Source organism: Hansschlegelia sp. (assembly GCF_035538955.1).
Classification (GTDB): Bacteria; Pseudomonadota; Alphaproteobacteria; order Rhizobiales; family Methylopilaceae; genus Methylopila.
Genome location: NZ_DATLJK010000015.1, coordinates 594,153 through 613,666, shown reverse-complemented (window position 1 = coordinate 613,666; position 19,514 = coordinate 594,153). Strand labels below are relative to the sequence as shown.

The following is a 19,514-nucleotide window of genomic DNA, read 5'->3' as shown; positions in this document are numbered from 1 at the left end:
TCAGTCCGGCAAGCCGAACGCGATCACCGCGCCGCCCTGGCGGAAGCCCCAGATCTGGCTGCCGCCGGCGGCGACCGCGACATACTGCTTGCCGTCGACCATGAACGCGATCGGCGGCGCGTTGACGCCGGCGCCGCAGTTGAAGCTCCAAAGCCTGTCGCCGCTCTTCGCGTCGAAGGCCGAGAAATCGCCATTGCCCTCGCCCGTGAAGGCGAGACCGCCGGCGGTAGCCAGCACGCCGCCGATCAGCGGCTCATCCGTCTTCTTCTGCCACAACAGCTTGCCGCCGGCCTTCAGGTCGATCGCCGTCATCAGGCCGTACATGCCGGACTTCGCCGGCTCGATGTTGAAATAGCGCACCGCGGGCTTGTCGGCGGTCGCCGGGATCTCCTGCGCCCGGTAGGTCGACGGCCAATGCATCGCGGCCACGTAGGCGATCCCGTTCGCCTCGTCGATCGAGGCCGGCGACCAGTTGACGCCGCCGCCCACCCCGGGGGCGATCACGATCCCTTCGGGCGTGGGCGCCCGGAACATGTTGGACTGCGGAATGAAGGGCTCCGACCGGAACAGCAGTTCGCCGGTCGCGCGGTCATGCACGAAGTACCAGCCGAGCTTGCTCGCCTGTCCAACCACCTCTCGGGTCTTGCCGTCCACCTCGAGGCTGAACAGCGACGGCGGGCTGGCGACGTCGTAGCCCCACATGTCGTGCGGCGTCTGCTGGTAGTGCCAGGCGAGCTTGCCGGTGCGCGCGTCGAGCGCGACCAGCGAGGAGGTGTAGAGGTTGTCGCCGGGGCGGCTTTCGCCGGCGACCTGGGGCGACGGATTGCCGACGCCGAAGAAGATCCGCCCGGTTTTCGGGTCGAGCGCGGGCGCGTGCCAGATCGACCCGCCCCCATAGCGCCAGGCGTCCTTATGCTGGGGCGCGGCGGCCTTCTCGGCCGCGATGTCGCGCTCGAGCGGAACCCCATAGGGCGTCGCCTGTCGGAACGCGCCTTCCCAGCCCTCCTGGGTGGTGTCGAACTTCCAAACCTCCTTGCCCGACGAAGCGTCGAACGCGGCGATGAAGCCCGGCCGTCCGTAGCGGCCGGCGACGCCCACCACGGCCCCGAGCGGCGCGCCCGGCCTGTCGCTGTCGAGATGCAGCCCGTAGCCAACGCCCGTGATGCCGACGATCACCTTGCCGTCGAACACCAGCGGGGCGGAGTTCGCGCCGATGCCGGTCGAGCCCGACACTGCGCCCTTCAGCGCCGGATCTGCCTTGCCGAGCGAGGCGCGGTCCTCGGTCGGCTCGGGCTCGTCCGACGGCTCGGCGAGCGGCACGTCCCAGACGACCTCGCCGGTGTTCTGGTCGAGCGCCACCAGCCGGGCGTCGACGGTGGCGACAAACACCTTGCCGTAGCCGATCGCAACGCCGCGGTTCGCCGGGCCGCAGCACAGCTTCTTGGTCCGCGCCTTGTGCTCATAGCGCCAGAGCTCGCGCCCGGTCTTCGCGTCGACCGCCATGACGTGGGAGAACGGCGCGGACAGATACATCACGCCGTCAGCCACGATCGGCGAGGTCTGGAAGGTCGCCGCCGTGCCGGTCTGGTAGATCCACTTCGGGACCATCCGCTTCACCGTGCCGGCGTCGATCTGGTCGAGCGGCGAAAATCGTCGGTCGGCATAGTCGCGGCCCGGCAGCAGCCAGTCGGCGGCGTCGGCATCGGCCGCCAGCAAGCGGGCGTCATCCACGGGGGCCGCCGCTGCCGGGACCAGGGGCGCGAGGGCGAAGACCAGGGGCAGGAGGATCCTGACGCGGCGACTCAAGGGCGGCATCCTCTACTCCGAAACGGCGGCCGAACCATCGATCAACATAGGGCGCGCGCCAAGAGGGACCTTCGCCGCGTGAAGGCGGATGTGCGATGCTCTCCTCGCTTAACCGAGACACCGCCGCCCAGGAGGCTCCCGATGCTCCCGCTGCTTGCAGCCCTGCTCATCGGCCTTGTGGCCGGCCTCCGCAGCATGACCGCGCCCGCGGCCGTCAGCTGGGCCGCGCAGCTCGGCTGGCTCGATCTGGACGGGAGCTGGCTCGCCTTTCTGGACTATGCCTGGACGCCCGTGATCCTGACCGCCCTGGCGGCGCTCGAACTCGTCGGCGACAAGCTGCCCCAGACGCCGAGCCGCAAGGTTCCGCACGCCTTTGCGACGCGCATCGTGAGCGGAGCGATCTGCGGCGCCGCGATCGGCTTTCCCGCTGGCGTGACCACATTTGGCCTGCTCGCCGGCGTCGCAGGCGCGGTTCTGGGCACGCTCGGAGGCGCGGCCGCGCGCGCGCGCCTCGCCGCGGCGTTCGGACGGGACATGCCGGCGGCCCTGGTCGAGGACGCCGCGGCCGTCGGCGTGACAGCCGTAGCCGTCGGAGCGCTGCTGTGACGGCCCGTTTCGACGCCATCATCATCGGCGCCGGCCAGGCCGGGCCCGCGCTCGCCGGCCGGCTGACTTCGGCCGGAATGACGGTCGCGCTCGTCGAGCGCCATCTGTTCGGCGGCACCTGCGTGAACACGGGCTGCACGCCCACCAAGGCGATGGTGGCGAGCGCCTATGCGGCGCATCTCGCGCGGCGCGCCGCCGACTACGGCGTGAGATTGCCTGATGGCGTGAGCGTCGACTTCGCCGCCGTGATGGCGCGCAAGGACGCCATCTCGGGCAAGTCACGCGACGGCGTGGAGTCCTGGCTGCGCGGGATGGAGCGCTGCTCCGTCTACCAGGGCCACGCGCGCTTCGCGTCGCCGCGCGAGGTCAGCGTGGGCGACGAGTCGCTGACCGCCGACCGCATCTTCCTGAACGTCGGCGGCCGGGCGCTCGCCCCCGACATGCTGGGGCTGAGCGACATACGCTATCTCACCAATTCCTCGATCCTGCGGCTCCAGAACCTGCCGCGGCGGCTCGTGGTCATCGGCGGCAGCTATATCGGGCTCGAATTCGCGCAGATGTTCCGCCGCTTCGGCAGCGAGGTGACGGTGATCGAAAAAGGCGCGCGGCTGGCGAGCCGCGAGGACGAGGACGTCTCGGACGCCATCGGGGAAATCCTCGAGCGCGAAGGCGTCGAGATCAGGACCGGCGCAGAGTGCATTCGCTTCGAGCCGCGCGGCGAGGAGATCGCAGTCGGTCTCGACTGCGCCGCCGGCGCTCCCGAGATCGTCGGCGACGAGGTGCTGCTCGCCATCGGCCGCCGCCCGAACACCGACGATCTCGACGTGGAAAAGGCCGGCGTGGAGCTCGACGGGCGCGGTTATGTGAAGGTCGACGACGAGCTCAGGACCACTGCGCCAAACATCTGGGCGCTCGGCGATTGCAACGGCCGCGGCGCCTTCACGCACACCGCCTATAATGATTTCGAGATCGTGGCCGCGAACCTGCTGGACGGCGCCTCCCGCCGGGTGAGCGACCGCATCCCTGCTTACGCGCTTTACACCGATCCGCCGCTCGGCCGGGTCGGGCTGACGGAGGCGGCCGCCCGAGCCGCCGGATACAAGGTCAGGGTCGGCGTCAGGCCGATGACCCGGGTGGCGCGCGCCGTCGAGAAGGGCGAGACGGCTGGGTTCATGAAGATCGTGGTGGACGCCGAGAGGCAGGAGATCCTGGGGGCCGCCATCCTGGGCGTCGGCGGCGACGAAGCCATTCACGGCATCCTCGACGTGATGAATCTCGGCGCGCCCTATCCGGAGCTCGAAAAGGCCGTTCCTATTCACCCGACGGTGTCGGAGCTCATCCCCACTGTGCTTCAGGAAGCATTGCCGTAACCGCATGGCAAATGTTCCCGGTCGCTCGGGAAATAGTCGCCGCGCGCACGCGGGTTTCGACTATGAGATAATAATAATGTTGTAAATCAGCATCTTAAGCGCGCAAACCGACACCGCCACATCAGTGTTCGATTGATGGCGACTCTGCGGACGTTCTAAGAAAATCCTGGCTGCCGGGACAGGCAGGATTGGTTGCGTCAGGGGGACTGCGGGGGATGAGGCTCAGAAGATCGGCGGTGCTGCTCGGGACGGTCAGCCTGGCGACGCTTGCGTCGCTCGGGCCGGCTCTGGCGCAGGACGGGGGCGCGACGGCGCTGGAGGAAATCGACGTGATCGGCACGACGCCTCTCGGCGGCGACGCGCTCGACAGCGACAAGGTCCCGGCCAACGTCACCTCGATCACGCAGAGCGACCTCGCCAACGTTTCCGACCGCTCCGTCTCGGCGGCGATCGCCCGCAAGACGCCGTCGGTCAGCCTCAGCGACGTGCAGGGCAATCCCTACTTCAAGGACTTCTATTTCCGCGGCTTCGTGGCCTCGCCGCTCAACGGCATCCCGCAGGGCATCGCGGTCTACCAGAACGGCGTGCGCCAGAACGAGGCGTTCGGCGACACGGTGAATTTCGACCTGATCCCCGAGACGGCGATCGACCGCACGGACATCTGGACCAACAATCCGGTGTTCGGCCTGAACGCGCTCGGCGGCGCGCTCAACATCAAGATGAAGAACGGCTTCACCTATCAGGGGCTGGAGACGGAGTTCCAGGCCGGCTCATTCGGCAAGTTCTCCGGCAACGCGCAGTGGGGCCAGCAGTTCGGCAACTGGGCGACCTATCTGGCGGTCGAGGGCGAGCGCGACGGCGGCTGGCGCGACTACTCCGCCTCGAACGTCAAGCGCGTCTATGGCGATGTCGGCTACAAGGCCGACGCCGCCGAGATCCACCTGAACTTCGCGCTCGCGGACACGCATCTTGGCGTGGTCGGGCCGACGCCGCGTGAACTGCTCGCCCGCGGCGGGCGCGACGCGGTCTATACCGGGCCGCAGACCACGGACAACCAGGCCGCGCAGCTCAACCTGACCGGCCAGTTCGACCTCGGCAATTCGTGGTCGCTGCAGACCAACGCCTATTATCGCCGGTTCAAGCAGAAGCATGTCGACGGCAACGACACCGACGTGCGGCCCTGCGAGGACAATCCCGCGATCCTCTGCCTCGAGGCCGACGACATCATCGACCCGGCGACGGGCCAGAACCCGGACGAGGACGATCCCCGCCTGATCGTGCGCGACCGGAACGGCAATCCGGTCCAGACGCCGGCGGGCTTCGCCGACCGTCCCGGCTCGATCGAGCGGTCGCGCACCAAGTCGCAGACGGTCGGCGGCACGGCGCAGGTGACCAACACCAGCGAACTGTTCGGCAAGACCAACCATTTCGTGGCGGGCGTCAGCTACGACCACGGCTGGAGCGACTTCAGCGGCTACAGCGAACTCGGCATCGTCCCGAACAACCTGCAGGTCATCGGCACCGGCGACATCTATCACACCACCTTCCCGGGCGGCATCCTGCCGACCGACGTGAAGACCCGGAACGATTATCTCGGGCTCTACCTCAGCGACACGCTCGACATCACCGACCGTTTCTCGGCGACGCTCGGCGCCCGGCTGAACTACGCTCATATCCGGCTTAAGGATTACAGCCCGTTCTTCAATGTCGACGTCAACGGAAACCCCGTGGGGGCCGGCATCGACGGCTCGCACAACTTCACCCGCTTCAACCCGATGGCCGGCGTCACCTACAAGATCACGCCAGAGATGACGGCCTACGCCGGCTACTCGGAAAGCAACCGCGCCCCGACGCCGCTCGAACTCGGCTGCGCCGATCCGTCGAACCCCTGCCAGCTTGAAGGCTTCCTGGTCTCCGATCCGCCCCTGAAGCAGGTCGTCACCCGCACCGGCGAAATCGGCCTGCGCGGCCACACGACGCCCGGCTTCGGCGGCCTGCTGAACTGGAAGATCGGCGGCTATCTGGCCTACAACAGCAACGACATCCTGACGATCCCGAGCTTCATCACCGGCCGCGGCTACTTCAAGAACGCGGGCGACACGCAGCGAGCCGGCATCGAGCTTTCGGCCGACTACCAGACCGACATGTGGGGCGTTTACGCGAACTACAGCTACATCGACGCGACCTTCCGCAAGGCCGTGACGCTGGGCTCGCCGAACAACCCCTCGGCCAACGGCCAGGGCGAAATCCGCGTCCACAAGGGCGACAAGCTGCCCGCCATTCCGGCCCATCAGTTCAAGGCGGGCGTGGCGTTCCGGCCGATCCCGAAGCTGACCCTCGGCGCCGACGTGGTGGCGATGTCCGGCCAGTACTTCGTGGGCGACGAATCCAACCAGGAGAAGAAGCTCAAGGGCTATGTCGTCTTCAACGCCAACGCGTCCTATCAGGTCACCGACCAGATCCGCGTGTTCGGCCTCGTCGACAACGTCTTCAACAACAAGTACGCGACCTACGGGACGTTCTTCGAAAACGACGACATCGAGTTCCTGAACCTCAACGGCAGCCGGAGCATCACCCCGGCCCGGCCGCGCGGCTTCTACGGCGGCATCGCCTACAAGTTCACCGCGGACGCCGCTCCGGTGCTGACCACCAAGGACTGAGCGAAGGCTCCGAAGGAGCGACGCGGAGAGGCCGGCCCTACGGGGCCGGCCTTTTTCGTTTCAGCCCGGCTGTCGGACCTCGCCGACGCGCTCTTGCTCAGAGCTCGAGCAGCCCATAGGGCTTGCCGCCGGGCTTCTCGATGTGATGCGCGACGTTGAACACCGGAACCCCGCCGGGCGTGCGGCCCTCATAGACGCCGCGATGCGCGTGGCCGTGCACGACCGCCTTCACGGGAAACCGGTCGATGATCTCGGCGAGCCGGGACGATCCCAGAAACGGGAAGATTTCGAGCGGCTCGCCCGCGATGGTGTCCGGGATCGGCGCATAGTGCAGCACGACCAGCGAGCGCTCGGCCGAGACCTTGCGCATCGCGTTCTCGAGCCGCATCGCCTCGCTGAGGCTCTCGGCCACGATCGCCTTGATGGCCGGTTCGCCGAACGCCCCCAGCATCGCCTTGCCGAACCCGCCCACAAAGCCCTTCACGCCGACGAAGCCGACGCCCTCGATCTCGGTCGCCTGACCGTCGAGCAACCGGACGCCGGCCTGGCGCAGGATGACGGATATCTCCTCGACCGCGTCGGACTCGAAGTCGTGGTTGCCCAGAACCGCCACCACCGGGACCGAACAGGCGCGCAGATCCTCGGCGAGCAGCTCCGCCTCGCCCGGTTTGCCGAGGTCGGTGAGATCGCCGGCGAGCACCAGCGCGTCCGCTTCCCGCGAGATCTCGGCGAACATCTCCTTGAAAGAGCTGGTCGCCTCTTCCTTCACGTGCAGGTCGCCGATCGCCGCGACCCTGAGAACGCCGTCCGTCATCGCCTCTCCGCCCAGCTCACTCGTTGCGCCAGTCGCCCTCGCCGCCGACGTCGGCGAAGCCCCACTCGGCGACGTCGATCGCGTAGTCCACGCGCGAGAACATGCGGCCGCGGCAGACCTTCATCTGCGGCCGCGGCAGCTCCCGCTGGCGCGCGAGCCGCCCGAGCAGTTCGTCCAGCAGCCAGTCCGGGACCGCGTCGCGCTCGGTGGGGTAGCACCATCGGAAATTGATCAGATGGGCGAGCAGCACCTCCCAGTGCAGCTCCATGTAGTTGAGCAGCCGCCTCCAATCGATGTCGCGCCGGGCCTTCAGGATGACGTGGGCGATGTCCGGCCCGTCATAGCGGTGACGCAGCTGGATGAAGCACTTCGACCAGATCAGCTCGGTCGGCGAGACGATCCTGAGCGTCTGCCCGAAGAGTTCGACCGCGCGAGCGTGCTCGAACCACTCGTCGCCGACCGGCATCGTGCCGTTCGCGGAGGCGAAGATGACGTCGAAGAACAGATCGCCGCGCCGCACCTTGCCGAGCCAGCGCTCGTCCTCGACCACGATCTCGAAGCCGCTTCTCTTGAAGTGGCCGAGGATGCGGGAGAAGTCGCTGGCCTTGCAGAATACGTCGAGATCCTTGGTCTCGCGCGTGACGCCCGTATAGGCGCTGACCGCATAGGTGCCGGCCAGGAGGAACGGAATCGACGCGGCGCTGAGCTCCGCCAGGGCCTCTTCGTAGAACGCGGCGGCGCCCGGCTGCGACAGTTCCGGCTCCGCCTTGGCTTCGATGTGACGCACGCGCTGCTCGCTCGCTCCTGTTCCGCCTGATGTTGCGTCTATCGCAACACCCGTCGGGCGAGCTGGTTCCGCCGCCCGCATGCGGCGGCGCGGCGCGCCCGGGAGCAAGGCGGCGCGACCCCGAAGCTGTCACCCGGCTGTCAGGGAGGCGCCGTATGGGATGGGGTCGTTTGCGACCTCGGCGCTCGTGCTGGAGTGAATTTGGTCAGGGTCATCACCTACGGCACGTTCGACCTGCTCCGCGCCGTTCACCTCGACTTCCTGGAGCAGGTCGCGGCTCTCGGGGACGAGCTTTTCGTCGGCGTCTCGACAGACGCCTTCAGCCGGCTCAAAGGCGAGCGCTGCGTGATCGGTTTCGAAGCCCGCATCCGGCTCGTCTCGGCGCTGCGATGCGTCACCGCCGTGCTTCCCGAATATGGCTGGGAGCAGAAGTCGATGGACGTGCGGCGGCTCGGCGTCGACGTCCTCGGCATCGGCGGCGAGTGGACCGGCAGGCTCGACTTCCTGAGGCCATGGTGCAGGGTGGTCTACCTGCCGCGGGCGGAGATCCTGAGCACCGCGCTTCCGCGCCGGGCGGTCCGCCAGCGCAGGCCGAGCCCGGTGGTGCTGCCGGCGCCCTTCGAGCCGCGCGCGTCAGCCTGAAGGCCTCGCGTCGGCGCGCGGCGCAAGATCGCGGCTCGCGCGTGTGACGATTTCGTCATACGCACGACACCGCGGTTTGCTTATCTGCGGTCCAGCGCAATCGGAGAACCGAGCCTCATGAACGCTCCCGTCCAGAACCGACCCGAAGCCGTGGTCGACGTCGGCTCGGCGCGCTTCGGCGCCGAGCTGCCGCTGGCGCTGATCGCCGGGCCCTGTCAGCTCGAGAGCCGGGCCCACGCGCTCGAGGTCGCCTCCGCGCTGAAGGAGATGACGGCCAAGCTCGGGATGGGCCTCGTCTTCAAGACCTCCTTCGACAAGGCGAACCGCACCAGCGCCTCCGCGCAGCGCGGGGTCGGGCTGCAGGCGGCGCTGCCGGTGTTCGCCGAAATTCGCGAGAGCCTCGGCCTCTCGGTGCTGACGGACGTTCATGACGCCGCGCAGTGCGCCCCGGTCGCCGAAGCCGTCGACGTGCTGCAGATCCCGGCCTTCCTGTGCCGGCAGACCGATCTGCTGCTGGCCGCCGCCGCAACCGGCCGTGCCGTCAATGTCAAGAAGGGGCAGTTTCTCGCCCCTTGGGACATGCGCAACGTCGTCGACAAGCTGACCAGCGCCGGCAACCGCCGCGTCCTGCTTACCGAGCGCGGCGCGTCGTTCGGCTACAACACGCTGGTCTCCGACATGCGCGCGCTGCCCGAGATGGCGAAGACCGGCGCGCCGGTGATCTTCGACGCCACCCACTCGGTGCAGCAGCCGGGCGGACAGGGCACGTCCTCTGGCGGCCAGCGCGAATTCGTCCCCGTGCTGGCGCGGGCGGCGGTCGCCGTCGGCGTCGCGGGCGTGTTCATCGAGACGCATCCGGACCCGGACCATGCGCCCTCGGATGGACCGAACATGATCGCGCTCAAGGACATGCCGGCGCTGCTCGAGCGCCTGATGGCCTTCGACCGGCTCGCCAAGTCCGCCTGACGAAGGTTCGGGCGCTCGCGCGCCCGAACCTCAGGCTTCGCGCAGGGCCAGCACAGGTTCGACGGGGAGCAGGCGGCGGTCCCAGTCGACGTTCCGCCGGATGATCCCCGCCGGAACGCCCGCGATCAGCACATAGGGCTCGTGGAACGACTTGTTCACGAAGGACTTGGCGCCCACGATCGAATTGTCCGGAACCCGCACGCCCTTCGAGACGACCGCCTCCAGCCCGATCCAGACGTGATCCCCGATCGTCACCGAGCCCGGCCTGTTGAGCCGCAGGCCGGTCGCGCGGTCGACGATGGAATGGGAATCCGACGTCCGGATCTCGATGCGCTTGGAGAACATGCAGTCCTGCCCGATCGTCACGTCGCAGCCTTCGACGCTGTAGACGGAGACGTGCTGGAACGAGGTCCGGGCGCCGATCCGGACGGTCTGGGCGTCGCCCTTGATGATGATCCGGCCGTTCAGGATGCAGTCGTCGCCGATGATCAGCCGGTTGCGCGAGCCTTTGACGGTGACCTGCAGCCCGGCGAGCTTTCCGGCTGCGCCGAGATCCAAGCGGTTCGATTCCCCCACCACGGAGAGCACGGACGGCATCGCCGACCGGTCCCCGGAATAGGTCACCCGGTTGTTCCTGACATCGCTCTCGTCCACGAGCTCAATGTTCACATGCACCTCCTCGGCCGACGGCGAAACATCAGGAATCCGCAGCTCATCGCGCCTGGCTGCAGGCGTCGGCATATCCGAGCCCCTTGAACGGCATGATGCCGGCGGCGCAGCGGGCCTCGGACGGGGCCGCGTTCCGGCCGTTCAGCTCGTTCGCGCCAAACCCTGACGCCGAGGCCCCGAACGCGAACACATAGCCGTCCTTCTCGGACCGGCAGCGATTGCCGGCGACCACGACGTCCGTGACCGGGCGGCCGAGCTTCTCCGACCGGGGGCCTGTTCCGACCACCGCGCAGGATCCGGAGGCGCCGCTGATGACGTTGTCGACGAAGCGGTTCCCGTCGTCCTCGATCACGGCGGCGATGCCGACGTCCGAGAAGACGTTGCGGGCAATGACGTTGTTCGGCGCCCTGTCCAGCACGTATTTGCCGTCGCCGTAATACGGATCTCCGCAGTCCGACGAAGACAGGATGCGGCTTTGCCGCGACGCGGCCCAGACTCCGACCAGCGAGTCCTGGATCTTGTTGTCCTCGATCCGGTTGCGCTCGCTCGGCATCGTGCGTTTGAAGTTCCGGCCGTGGCCTGACACCATCTCCTGGCAGTTCTTGTAGAGATAGACCGCGCCGCCATTGCCCCGGATCGTGTTGCGGCGGATGACGTTGTCGCTCGAGGAATCGATCGCGACGCCCTCGCGCCGGCCGAGTCCCCGACGGGCATGGCGCGGCGATCCCAGCCCGTTCGAGGCAAGCTCGCTGTCTTCGACGGTCGTGCGCACCGACTGCGGCCCGATATAGACCCCGACGCCGGCGTTGCGGCTGAGATGAGCGCCCGTTATCCGCACGTCCTGTGAGTAGGCCAGGACATAGACGCCGGCCACGTCGTTGTCGTTTGAGGTGACATTGTCGAGCGTGACGTTCCGGGTGCCCGACGCGTAGCGCTCGTCTGCCGAATACTTCTTTTCCCGCACCGAGGCGGGCGACTGCCAGCCGACCAAGACGCCGCTGTTGGTGGCGTTCGCGATGCGGCAGTTCCTGACCGTGACGTCGCGCACGCCCGCCGCAACGCCGATCTCCACGCCGAACCGGTGGCGCCGTCCGACGTCGATTAGCGCGCCGCGGCAGTCGAGCGTGGCGCCGCTCTGTTTCAGGACGATCGGCGCGTCGTAGATGCAGCCGCCGTCGAGAACGATGCTCCGCTCGGAGACGCGGGGCGGCGGGCACGCGGCCGCTCCCACGGGTTCCGCAGCGCCCTCTCTGGCTTGCGCGATCTGGGGGAAGATCAGGGCGCCGGCGACCACGACGACGGCGGCGGCCCGGCCGTCCGTCGGGCGGGGTACGCCATGCTGCGCTGCACTCCCGCCCGGGCCGTAGCTGTTCCTCAAATTCCCACCTGCCTCAGTCGTCCGCGCGACCGTCAACCGACTCGCAGAATGTCCCGACAGTATACGCGAGCTATGACAGGTTTATGACATTCACAGATCTGTCGTAACTGTCATAATTGCGGCGTAGACGCGCAGGTAATGTGAATCATACTTGTGTATGACAGAATTGAACGCTAATGGGTGAATATAGGCGACGCCCGGCGCGTGCGGCTTTTGCGGCCTCCGTGCTGTCGGCGCCCGAAGATCTCACTCAGGGGATGGCGCAATGGATATGGCAGTGCAGCAGCCGCTCGACGCGCTGGCTCAAGGCCGGGCGTTCGCTGCTTCCGTGGACTCCGCGCTGCGGACAGTCGATGTCGAGGTCGCGGGCGTCGCCCGCCTCCGGAAGTCTCTCGAAGGCGCGCTCGGTCAGGCCTTCGCGGAGGCGGTCGATCTGATCGGCGACGCCGCGGGCCGCACGATCGTCACCGGCATGGGCAAGAGCGGGCACATCGCCCGCAAGATCGCGGCGACGCTCGCCTCGACCGGAACGCCGGCCTTCTTCGTTCATCCCGCAGAGGCGAGCCACGGCGATCTCGGCATGATCACCGCGAACGACGTGGTGCTCGCGCTGTCCTGGTCGGGCGAGACTGCGGAACTTCGCGACCTGGTGAATTACGCGGGCCGCTTCCGGGTGCCGCTGATCGCCATCACCTCGAACGGCCGGAGCGCGCTCGGCAAGGCGGCCGATCTCGCGCTTGTGCTGCCGACGGTCTCCGAAGCCTGTCCGCATGGGCTCGCGCCGACGACGTCGACGCTGATGCAGCTCGCGATCGGCGATGCGCTCTCGGTCGCGCTGCTCGAGCGGCGCAGGTTCACGCCGCTCGAGTTCAAGCGGTTCCACCCGGGCGGCAAGCTCGGCGGCGTGCTGACGCTGGTGAAGGACGTCATGCGCTCCGGCGATGCGGCGCCCGTCGTGCGCTCGGGGACCGGGATGGCCGAAGCCCTGATCATGATGTCCGCCAAGAGCCTCGGCTGCGTCGCCGTGACGGACGCGGCCGGGGCGCTGATCGGGGTGATCACCGACGGCGACCTGCGCCGCCACATGGGGCCGCACCTCACCGACATGGTGGTCGACGCGGTCATGACCGAGACCCCGCAGACGATCTCGGGCGGCGAACTGGCCGCGACCGCGCTGAGCGAGATGCAGGCCAACGTGATCTCCGCCCTGTTCGTGGTGGACCAGGGACCGGACATCGGGGTCGTGCATATGCACGATCTGATCAAGCTGGGCGTCGCCTGAGCCGTGGCGGCCGCCCTGCCAGCCTTGCAGCGCCTCCCCGCGGCGACGCCGCCCGTCCCGCCCGCGGCTCCGGAGGGCGGCGGCCTTGACCGGCCGCAGGCGCCTTTCGGCGCCGCCGTGGTCGCGCTGCGGCGCAGCAGGGCGTCAGCCGGCGCCCGGGCGCGGCTGGAATCGACCGCGCTCGCGCTGATGAAGGCCAAGAACTTCGCGGCCGCCGAGCGCAGGATCGTTCGCCTCGCGCTGTCAGGCGCGATCAGCGACATCTGCTACATGGAGTATATCCGCAAGATCGTCTATCCGCGGCACGCCACCAGAACTTCAGACATCGACCGAAGCCGCTACCTCAACGCTTTTCAGTCGCACATGACAAGGGCGTTTGTTCTCGCCGCGAAAGACGATGTGGCGGGCGCCCAGGATCGACTTCATGAGCTCCTGGCGATCACAGGGCCGAACGCCGACGTCTGGCACGCGATCTGGTTCATCTGCCGCTATGGCGGCGAGATCGACGCCTCCGTCACCGCGGGGCAGAAATATCTGGAGCTGACGCCCGGCATCAAGTTCCGCTTCGCGAAAGGCCTCGCCCTCGTATCGGAGCGGATTCGCAGGTTCGGCGTGATGAAGCTCGCGCTCAGGCGCGCGATGAAGGACGCCAAGGCGTGCGAGAAGCACCCCAAGGAGTTCAAGCGTGAGTATGTTCGGCTCGCGCGGTTCTGGCTCGATCTCTACGACCTCGAGCGGGCCGAACACGTCGTCGCGCTGGCCCGGAAGCGCAAGCTTTCAGGTGTGGACGATCTCGCGGCTACGGTCGCGCTCGTCCGGCGCGAGGCGGATGGCTGGCTGGACCAGGTCGAGGCCGCGCGAGTGGACCTCCAGCGGCGCATCCGGGGTCTCAAGCTGCCGACGCCGCCGGACGCGATCGAGGTGGTGCTGTCGTCGGCGGCGCTCACCTTCAAGCCGAACGAGAACCCGCTGTTCCGGTCGACGCTCCGGTTCGCGCATTCCGAGATCTTCGCCGCCGCCAAGGCCACGGGTCGGCCGATCCGGGTTCGCTCGAAGCTCGACAGCCAGACGGTCGTCCCGGGCCGGAAGGGCAGATGCCTGGTGTCCTATCACACCCAGGACGCGCCGGGCCTGAGCATCCACTTCAAGGAGGCCTACCACCCCGGCTACATGACCTTCGATCCGCAGGGATATGCGGGCTGGTGTTCGGTCGCCGATCTCGACCTCAACGACCTGAACCTCGGCGCCATCAGCCTGGAAAAGGCCGAAGCGTTCTTCCAAGAACGCGCCACCACGCTGATCTCGAAAAACATATCGAAGTACGAACAGCCCGACGCCGCCCAGCAGGAGCTTCCGACGCCGTATCTGTTCGTCGGCCTGCAGATCATCAACGACTCGGTGCAGCGCCTCGCGCATGTGCCGATGCTCGACATGCTGCAGGAGGTTTCGGACTACTGCCGCGCCAACGGCCTGAACCTGGTGGTCAAGCGGCACCCGCTCTGCACCTCGCCGGCGGTGGCGGAGCGCCTGAAGACCGGCGAGGCGGCGGGCGAGTTCATCGTCTCGTCGGCCTCCGTGCACGATCTCATCCGCAGGGCGACGGCGGTCTGCGTGGTGAATTCCGGCGTCGGCTTCGAGGCGCTGTTCCACCTGAAGCCGGTCTACCTGTTCGGCAAGAGCGACTACCGGCACGCCTGCTTCGAGGTCCGCCGGCCGGGCGAATTCGCGACGATGTTTCGGGGCGAGCTGCCGTTGCTGCCCTCGGCGACGCTGAAGCGCTACATCTACTGGATACATCATTCGCACTTCATCGACTGCAACGACCGGACGCGCGCCGGCGCCGAGATCCGCGCCCGGGTCCTGAAGTATATCGACAGCAAGAAGAGCGTGAATTTCTTCGGTTCTCTGCGCCGCGTGTTGGGGTCGCGGTTCTTCTGACCAAAGAAGTCACTGAGGCGGGGCATCAAACGTGACGGGGAACGATATGATCCGGATGGTCTCCGAGGCGCCGCTCTACAGGCGCGTCCATCAGAAAGCGGACTGCGCGCGGCCGACATTCATCGTCTGCGACGTCGACGAGATGGAGAAGGCCAGCAAATGGTTCAAAACCGCGGCGGGTCGCAAAGCCGAGTTCATCGGCGGGCTTGAGGCGCAGCGGAATCTCACCGTGATCGGCAATGTCGACGTCGAGCGGCTGCGCGAGCGGCCGGATCTGGCGGTCGTGGCCTTCGGGCGGCAGATCCGCCGCAAATGCATCGCGCTCGCGCTGAACGGCTTTCGCAACGTGCTGTTTCGCGAGGACCAGAAGTATCGCGGCGGCCGCACCCAGTTCGACTACCTGGAGAAGAACAGGTCAGCGCTTTCCGAGCTGTTCGGGCTGCTCGCGGACGACGAGAGCCGGCTGACCTTGAGCTCGATCATCCGGCACCGGATCTCCGGCGACCATGGCTATCTGCGGATCGCGGACTATCCGGAGTACAGCCACCCGAAGGTCCGGGCGCTCGACGGCTACGGCGTGATCGACGCAGGCGCCTATGACGGCCGGACATCGCTCGATTTCTCCCGGCGCGTCGGCGCCGGCGGCAGGGTCTATGCGTTCGAGCCGGACAAATCGAACATCAGGCGGATCGAACAGGCGCTCGCCGAGGAGCTCACGCCCGAGCACGGCGCGGTCGAGATCGTCGAGGCGGCGCTCACCGACCAGGAAGGCTTCGTGCGCCTCAAGGCCAGCGGATCGGGGTCCTCCAACATTGACGAGGACGGCGACACCATCGTCCGGTCGACCTCGATCGACGGCTTCCTCGCCGAAGACAGCTCACGCCGCTGCGACCTCATCAGCCTCGACGTCGAGGGTTTCGAGCAGGCGGTGCTCCACGGCGCCCGCGACACGCTGAACAACAGGCGGCCGATGCTGCAGGTCAGCATCTATCACACGATGGAGCATCTGTTCGAGATACCGCTGGCGCTCGCCCGCATGCTTCCCGAATACAAGTTTTATCTCGGTCACCACAACAGTTACAGCACGGAGACCGACCTTTACGCGGCGCCCGTCGAGCGGATCGTGAGCTGATCATGCTTACGCGGCTGTCGGAGCCCAAGCCGCTCGCCTTTCCGGCGGGGGTGAAGGCGCTGGTGATGGATTTCGACGGGGTGTTCACCGACGACCGGGTGCTGGTCGACCAGGACGGCCGGGAGGCGGTGTTCGCCAGCCGCTCGGACGGGATGGGGCTCGACCGGCTGCGCAAGCTGACCGCGATCCGCACGCTGATCCTGTCGAAGGAGGTCAACCCGGTGGTCTCGGCGCGGGCGAACAAGCTCAGGATCGAGGCCCGGCAGGGCATTCTGGACAAGCTGCCGGAGCTCGACCGCTGGCTCGCCGAGAACGGCGTGACGCGCGCCGAGACGGTCTATATCGGCAATGACGTCAACGATCTCGACTGTCTGAACGCGGTCGGCTTTCCGGTCGCGCCGTGCGACGCGCGGCCCGAGGCGCTCGCGGCGGCCCGCCACGTCACCGCCGCGCCCGGCGGCCGCGGCGCGCTGCGCGAGCTCTGCGAGGCGCTGATAAGGGCTGCGGGCGGGGAGACCGCGAGATCTTCGCTGCGTCCGCTTGTGCTGATTCCGGCGCGGCTTGGGGCGACCCGGCTGCCGAACAAGCCGCTGGCGGAGATCGCCGGCGAGCCGATGATCGCGCATGTCTGGCGGCGGGCGCGCGAGGCCGGCGTCGGGCCGGTGGTGATCGCGACCGATTCGGCCGCCGTCGCGGAGGCGGTCGCGCGCGTCGGCGGCCGGGCCGTGCTGACGCGCCCCGACCACGCCTCCGGTTCCGACCGCATCTACGAGGCGCTGACCGCGATTGATCCCGACCGTGACTTCAACCTCGTGGTCAACGTCCAGGGCGACCTGCCGACGCTCGACCCGCAGGCGATCCGCAAGAGCCTGGCGCCGCTCGATGACCCCGAGGTCGAGATCGCGACGCTGGTCGCCGAGATCGGCCGCGAGGAGGAGAAGACCGCGCCGAGCGTCGTCAAGATGGTCGGCGCCGAGGTCGCGCCCGGGCGCTTCCGCTGCCTCTATTTCACGCGCGCGACGGCGCCTGCGGGGCCGGGGCCGCTCTACCACCACATCGGGCTCTACTGCTACCGGCGGGCGGCGCTCGAGCGCTTCGTGCGGCTGCCGCCGTCGCCGCTCGAACGGCGCGAGAAGCTCGAGCAGCTGAGGGCGCTCGAGGCCGGCATGCGGATCGACGCCGTCGCGGTGGATGTCGTGCCGCTCGGCGTCGACACGCCCGAAGACCTCGAACGCGCAAGAGAGATCATGGCGGGGGCTGCGGCCGCGACGCCATAGCGAGCCGCCGGACGGAGGTTCAGCGGAGCCGATGCTGAAGCGACTGACCGTGGTGATTGACAACCATGACGGCGAGGTCGCCGCCGCGGGACCGGCCAAATATCACGTGACGGTCGCGTTCGGCGACGTCCTCGGGCTCATCGCGGCTCCGGTTTCGGTGGCGCGGTCGATCGGGGTGCGGCGGTCGATTTCGGCGCCGATCGAGACGCCGGATCGCGCGCCGAGCGTGGTCTACGTGCTCTGGGAAGTCAGCTGCGACAGGGACCAGGGCAAGCGGGCCGTTCGCCTTGACGTCGATTCTGCGCTGTTCGCCGGAGAGGTCCGTCTGACCGTGCGATGGTCGACCCTCAGGGTGCTCGACGAAGGCTATGAGATCGTCTCCGTCGCCGTGGATGAGCACGCTTCGGCGTCTGTCCCGGCCTGGCCGCCAAGCGCGGGACGACTGCTGCTTGAAAGCATCGACGCGCTGATCCGCACGCGCCGCTAGAAAGCCGCTTCGGCGCCTTTCATCGCGAGAGATTGAACGGCTCGGGCTCCCCGGGCGGTGATATGAAGGGCGCAGCTCGCTTGAGGAGGCGTTCGTGCTGCTGGATCCCAATGATCTGCGAGATCCCGTGGGCCGCGCCTGCGAAACGATCGGCGCGGCCGTGGGGGTCTTCCTGATCGCGCTCGGCATCGATCTCGGGGTCCAGCTCGCCGAGATCTGCCTGAGCTGGATCGCCGGCGAGGATCATCCGGGCGGCCTCTATTGGGCGCGCAGCGCTACGCCCGAGCTGCTTTAGCGGCGGCGGCGCGGCGCTCTGTTCCGCCGCCGCTGAAGGAAGCCTGCCGGCGACCTCAGGCGGCCTGCTTGAGCGACTTCATGTCGATCACGAAGCGGTATTTGACGTCGCTCTTCAGCATCCGCTCGTAGGCCTTCTCGATGTCCTGGATCGGGATGATCTCGATGTCGGACGTGATGCCGTGCTGGCCGCAGAAGTCGAGCATCTCCTGCGTCTCCGCGATGCCGCCGATCAGCGAGCCCGCGAAATTGCGGCGCGAGAAGATCAGGCTGAACACCGCGACCGCCAGCGGCTCCTCGGGCGCCCCGACCTGGCAGAGCGTCGCGTCGCGCTTCAGCAACCCGATATACTCGTTGATGTCGTGCTGCGCGGCGACGCAGTCGAGGATGAAATCGAAGCTCGAGGCGTGCGCCGCCATCTGCTCCTTGTCCCTGGAGATCACGACGTCGTCGGCGCCGAGCCGCTTGGCGTCTTCGACCTTGTTGGGCGAGGTCGTGAACAGAACGACATGCGCGCCCATGGCGTGGGCGAGTTTCACGGCCATGTGGCCGAGCCCGCCGAGGCCGACGACGCCGACCTTCATGCCCGGCCCCACCTTCCAGCGCCTGAGCGGCGAATAGGTGGTGATGCCGGCGCAGAGCAGCGGCGCGGCGGCTGCGAGGTCGAGGTTCTCGGGCAGGCTCAGAACGAAGTCCTGATCGCAAACGATCGAGTCCGAGTAGCCGCCATAGGTGTTCTCGCCGGTGTTCTTGTCGACGCCGTTATAGGTTCCGACGAACATGTTTTCGCAATACTGCTCGAGACCTTCCTTGCAGCTCGCGCAGGTCCGGCAGCTGTCGACCATGCAGCCGATCGCGGCGTTCTGGCCGACCTTGAAGCGGGTCACCTCGGCGCCGACGGCGACCACCTTGCCGACGATCTCGTGTCCGGGAACGCAAGGATAGACGGTGTTCTTCCACTCGTTGCGCGCGGTGTGCAGGTCGGAGTGGCAGACGCCGCAATAGGCGATCTCGATCTTGACGTCGGTCGGACCGACGTCGCGACGCTGGAAGTCGAAGGGCTGAAGCGGCTTGTCGGCCGCGCCGGCGGCGTATCCGGTGCAAGCGAACATGGAGAGATCCTCGATTTTGAGTTTGGCGCCGCGGGCGCGGCGCAGTGAGGCGGGCTCCAGCCCAGTATAGTTCACCGGCCACGAAAATCGCGTGCGGCGATGCAAGGCGCTGTCCGAACAGCCGCAGGCCCTGCGTCCGCCGCGCGCGGCGGTCGTCGCCGATCAAGCGTCTGGTCCTCGACGATGCCTCCGCGCCCGACGGAAGTGGTGAGACGGCTGGGGCGCATTCGGATCTGCGACGTTTTGCCGTCGGGCTGGCGTAAACGGCTCGTCGGCCTGGACTTAGAGCCGGCT

At 67.7% G+C, this 19,514-nt stretch carries 17 protein-coding genes and 1 pseudogene; 12 read left to right on the top strand and 6 right to left on the bottom strand.

The window, feature by feature from the left end:
* Positions 1–1,731, bottom strand: coding sequence for a pyrroloquinoline quinone-dependent dehydrogenase (locus VM780_RS14945; RefSeq protein WP_325448686.1), 1,731 nt, complete (start codon positions 1,729–1,731; stop codon positions 1–3).
* 216 nt (positions 1,732–1,947) lie between these two features.
* On the opposite strand from VM780_RS14945, the gene VM780_RS14940 reads away from it, so the two are divergent.
* The 3 genes from VM780_RS14940 to VM780_RS14930 all read left to right on the top strand — a co-directional run bounded on the left by VM780_RS14940 (position 1,948) and on the right by VM780_RS14930 (position 6,442).
* Positions 1,948–2,412, top strand: a complete 465-nt coding sequence (locus tag VM780_RS14940; RefSeq protein WP_325448684.1) for a DUF4126 family protein — start codon at positions 1,948–1,950, stop codon at positions 2,410–2,412.
* Complete coding sequence (locus VM780_RS14935; RefSeq protein ID WP_325448682.1) at positions 2,409–3,782, top strand: FAD-containing oxidoreductase; 1,374 nt, start codon at positions 2,409–2,411, stop codon at positions 3,780–3,782. Before VM780_RS14940 ends, VM780_RS14935 begins: the two co-directional genes overlap by 4 nt.
* Before the next feature lie 215 nt (positions 3,783–3,997).
* Positions 3,998–6,442, top strand: a complete 2,445-nt coding sequence (locus tag VM780_RS14930; protein WP_325448680.1) for a TonB-dependent receptor — start codon at positions 3,998–4,000, stop codon at positions 6,440–6,442.
* A 97-nt stretch (positions 6,443–6,539) separates the two neighbouring features.
* Here VM780_RS14930 and VM780_RS14925 read toward each other — a convergent pair whose 3' ends face one another.
* Both VM780_RS14925 and VM780_RS14920 read right to left on the bottom strand, forming a co-directional pair.
* On the bottom strand, positions 6,540–7,256 hold the full coding sequence (locus VM780_RS14925) for a metallophosphoesterase family protein (protein ID WP_325448678.1): 717 nt from the start codon (positions 7,254–7,256) through the stop codon (positions 6,540–6,542).
* A gap of 16 nt (positions 7,257–7,272) precedes the next feature.
* Positions 7,273–8,034 (bottom strand): hypothetical protein, encoded by a 762-nt coding sequence (locus VM780_RS14920; protein WP_325448818.1) that lies wholly within the window; start codon positions 8,032–8,034, stop codon positions 7,273–7,275.
* A 204-nt stretch (positions 8,035–8,238) separates the two neighbouring features.
* Between VM780_RS14920 and VM780_RS14915 the strand changes: the two genes are divergently transcribed.
* On the top strand, positions 8,239–8,685 hold the full coding sequence (locus VM780_RS14915; protein WP_325448676.1) for an adenylyltransferase/cytidyltransferase family protein: 447 nt from the start codon (positions 8,239–8,241) through the stop codon (positions 8,683–8,685).
* A gap of 117 nt (positions 8,686–8,802) precedes the next feature.
* The gene (kdsA, locus tag VM780_RS14910; protein WP_325448674.1) at positions 8,803–9,651 is read left to right on the top strand and encodes a 3-deoxy-8-phosphooctulonate synthase; all 849 of its coding nucleotides are present in this window, start codon (positions 8,803–8,805) and stop codon (positions 9,649–9,651) included.
* 30 nt (positions 9,652–9,681) lie between these two features.
* Here the strand turns inward: kdsA and VM780_RS14905 are convergent, their stop codons facing one another.
* On the bottom strand, positions 9,682–10,320 hold the full coding sequence (locus VM780_RS14905) for an acyltransferase (protein WP_325448673.1): 639 nt from the start codon (positions 10,318–10,320) through the stop codon (positions 9,682–9,684).
* Positions 10,321–10,363: 43 nt separating this feature from the next.
* Positions 10,364–11,698, bottom strand: a complete 1,335-nt coding sequence (locus tag VM780_RS14900) for a right-handed parallel beta-helix repeat-containing protein (RefSeq protein ID WP_325448671.1) — start codon at positions 11,696–11,698, stop codon at positions 10,364–10,366.
* Positions 11,699–11,969: 271 nt separating this feature from the next.
* Between VM780_RS14900 and VM780_RS14895 the strand changes: the two genes are divergently transcribed.
* The 7 genes and pseudogenes from VM780_RS14895 to VM780_RS14865 all read left to right on the top strand — a co-directional run bounded on the left by VM780_RS14895 (position 11,970) and on the right by VM780_RS14865 (position 18,109).
* Entirely contained in the window at positions 11,970–12,980 is a 1,011-nt protein-coding gene (locus VM780_RS14895) for a KpsF/GutQ family sugar-phosphate isomerase (protein ID WP_414652832.1), read from the top strand.
* Between the two features lie 24 nt (positions 12,981–13,004).
* Complete coding sequence (locus VM780_RS14890; protein WP_325448667.1) at positions 13,005–14,918, top strand: hypothetical protein; 1,914 nt, start codon at positions 13,005–13,007, stop codon at positions 14,916–14,918.
* Between the two features lie 31 nt (positions 14,919–14,949).
* Positions 14,950–16,050, top strand: a complete 1,101-nt coding sequence (locus tag VM780_RS14885) for an FkbM family methyltransferase (protein WP_325448664.1) — start codon at positions 14,950–14,952, stop codon at positions 16,048–16,050.
* 2 nt (positions 16,051–16,052) lie between these two features.
* A pseudogene (locus VM780_RS14880) lies at positions 16,053–16,487 on the top strand (KdsC family phosphatase); the annotation flags it as partial.
* A 93-nt stretch (positions 16,488–16,580) separates the two neighbouring features.
* Positions 16,581–17,327, top strand: a complete 747-nt coding sequence (locus VM780_RS14875; protein WP_325448816.1) for a 3-deoxy-manno-octulosonate cytidylyltransferase — start codon at positions 16,581–16,583, stop codon at positions 17,325–17,327.
* A gap of 31 nt (positions 17,328–17,358) precedes the next feature.
* The gene (locus VM780_RS14870) at positions 17,359–17,814 is read left to right on the top strand and encodes a hypothetical protein (protein ID WP_325448663.1); all 456 of its coding nucleotides are present in this window, start codon (positions 17,359–17,361) and stop codon (positions 17,812–17,814) included.
* Positions 17,815–17,908: 94 nt separating this feature from the next.
* Complete coding sequence (locus VM780_RS14865) at positions 17,909–18,109, top strand: hypothetical protein (protein WP_325448661.1); 201 nt, start codon at positions 17,909–17,911, stop codon at positions 18,107–18,109.
* Between the two features lie 55 nt (positions 18,110–18,164).
* On the opposite strand, the gene VM780_RS14860 is transcribed toward VM780_RS14865, so the two are convergent.
* The gene (locus tag VM780_RS14860; RefSeq protein WP_325448659.1) at positions 18,165–19,220 is read right to left on the bottom strand and encodes an NAD(P)-dependent alcohol dehydrogenase; all 1,056 of its coding nucleotides are present in this window, start codon (positions 19,218–19,220) and stop codon (positions 18,165–18,167) included.
* Between the last annotated feature and the right edge of the window lie 294 nt (positions 19,221–19,514).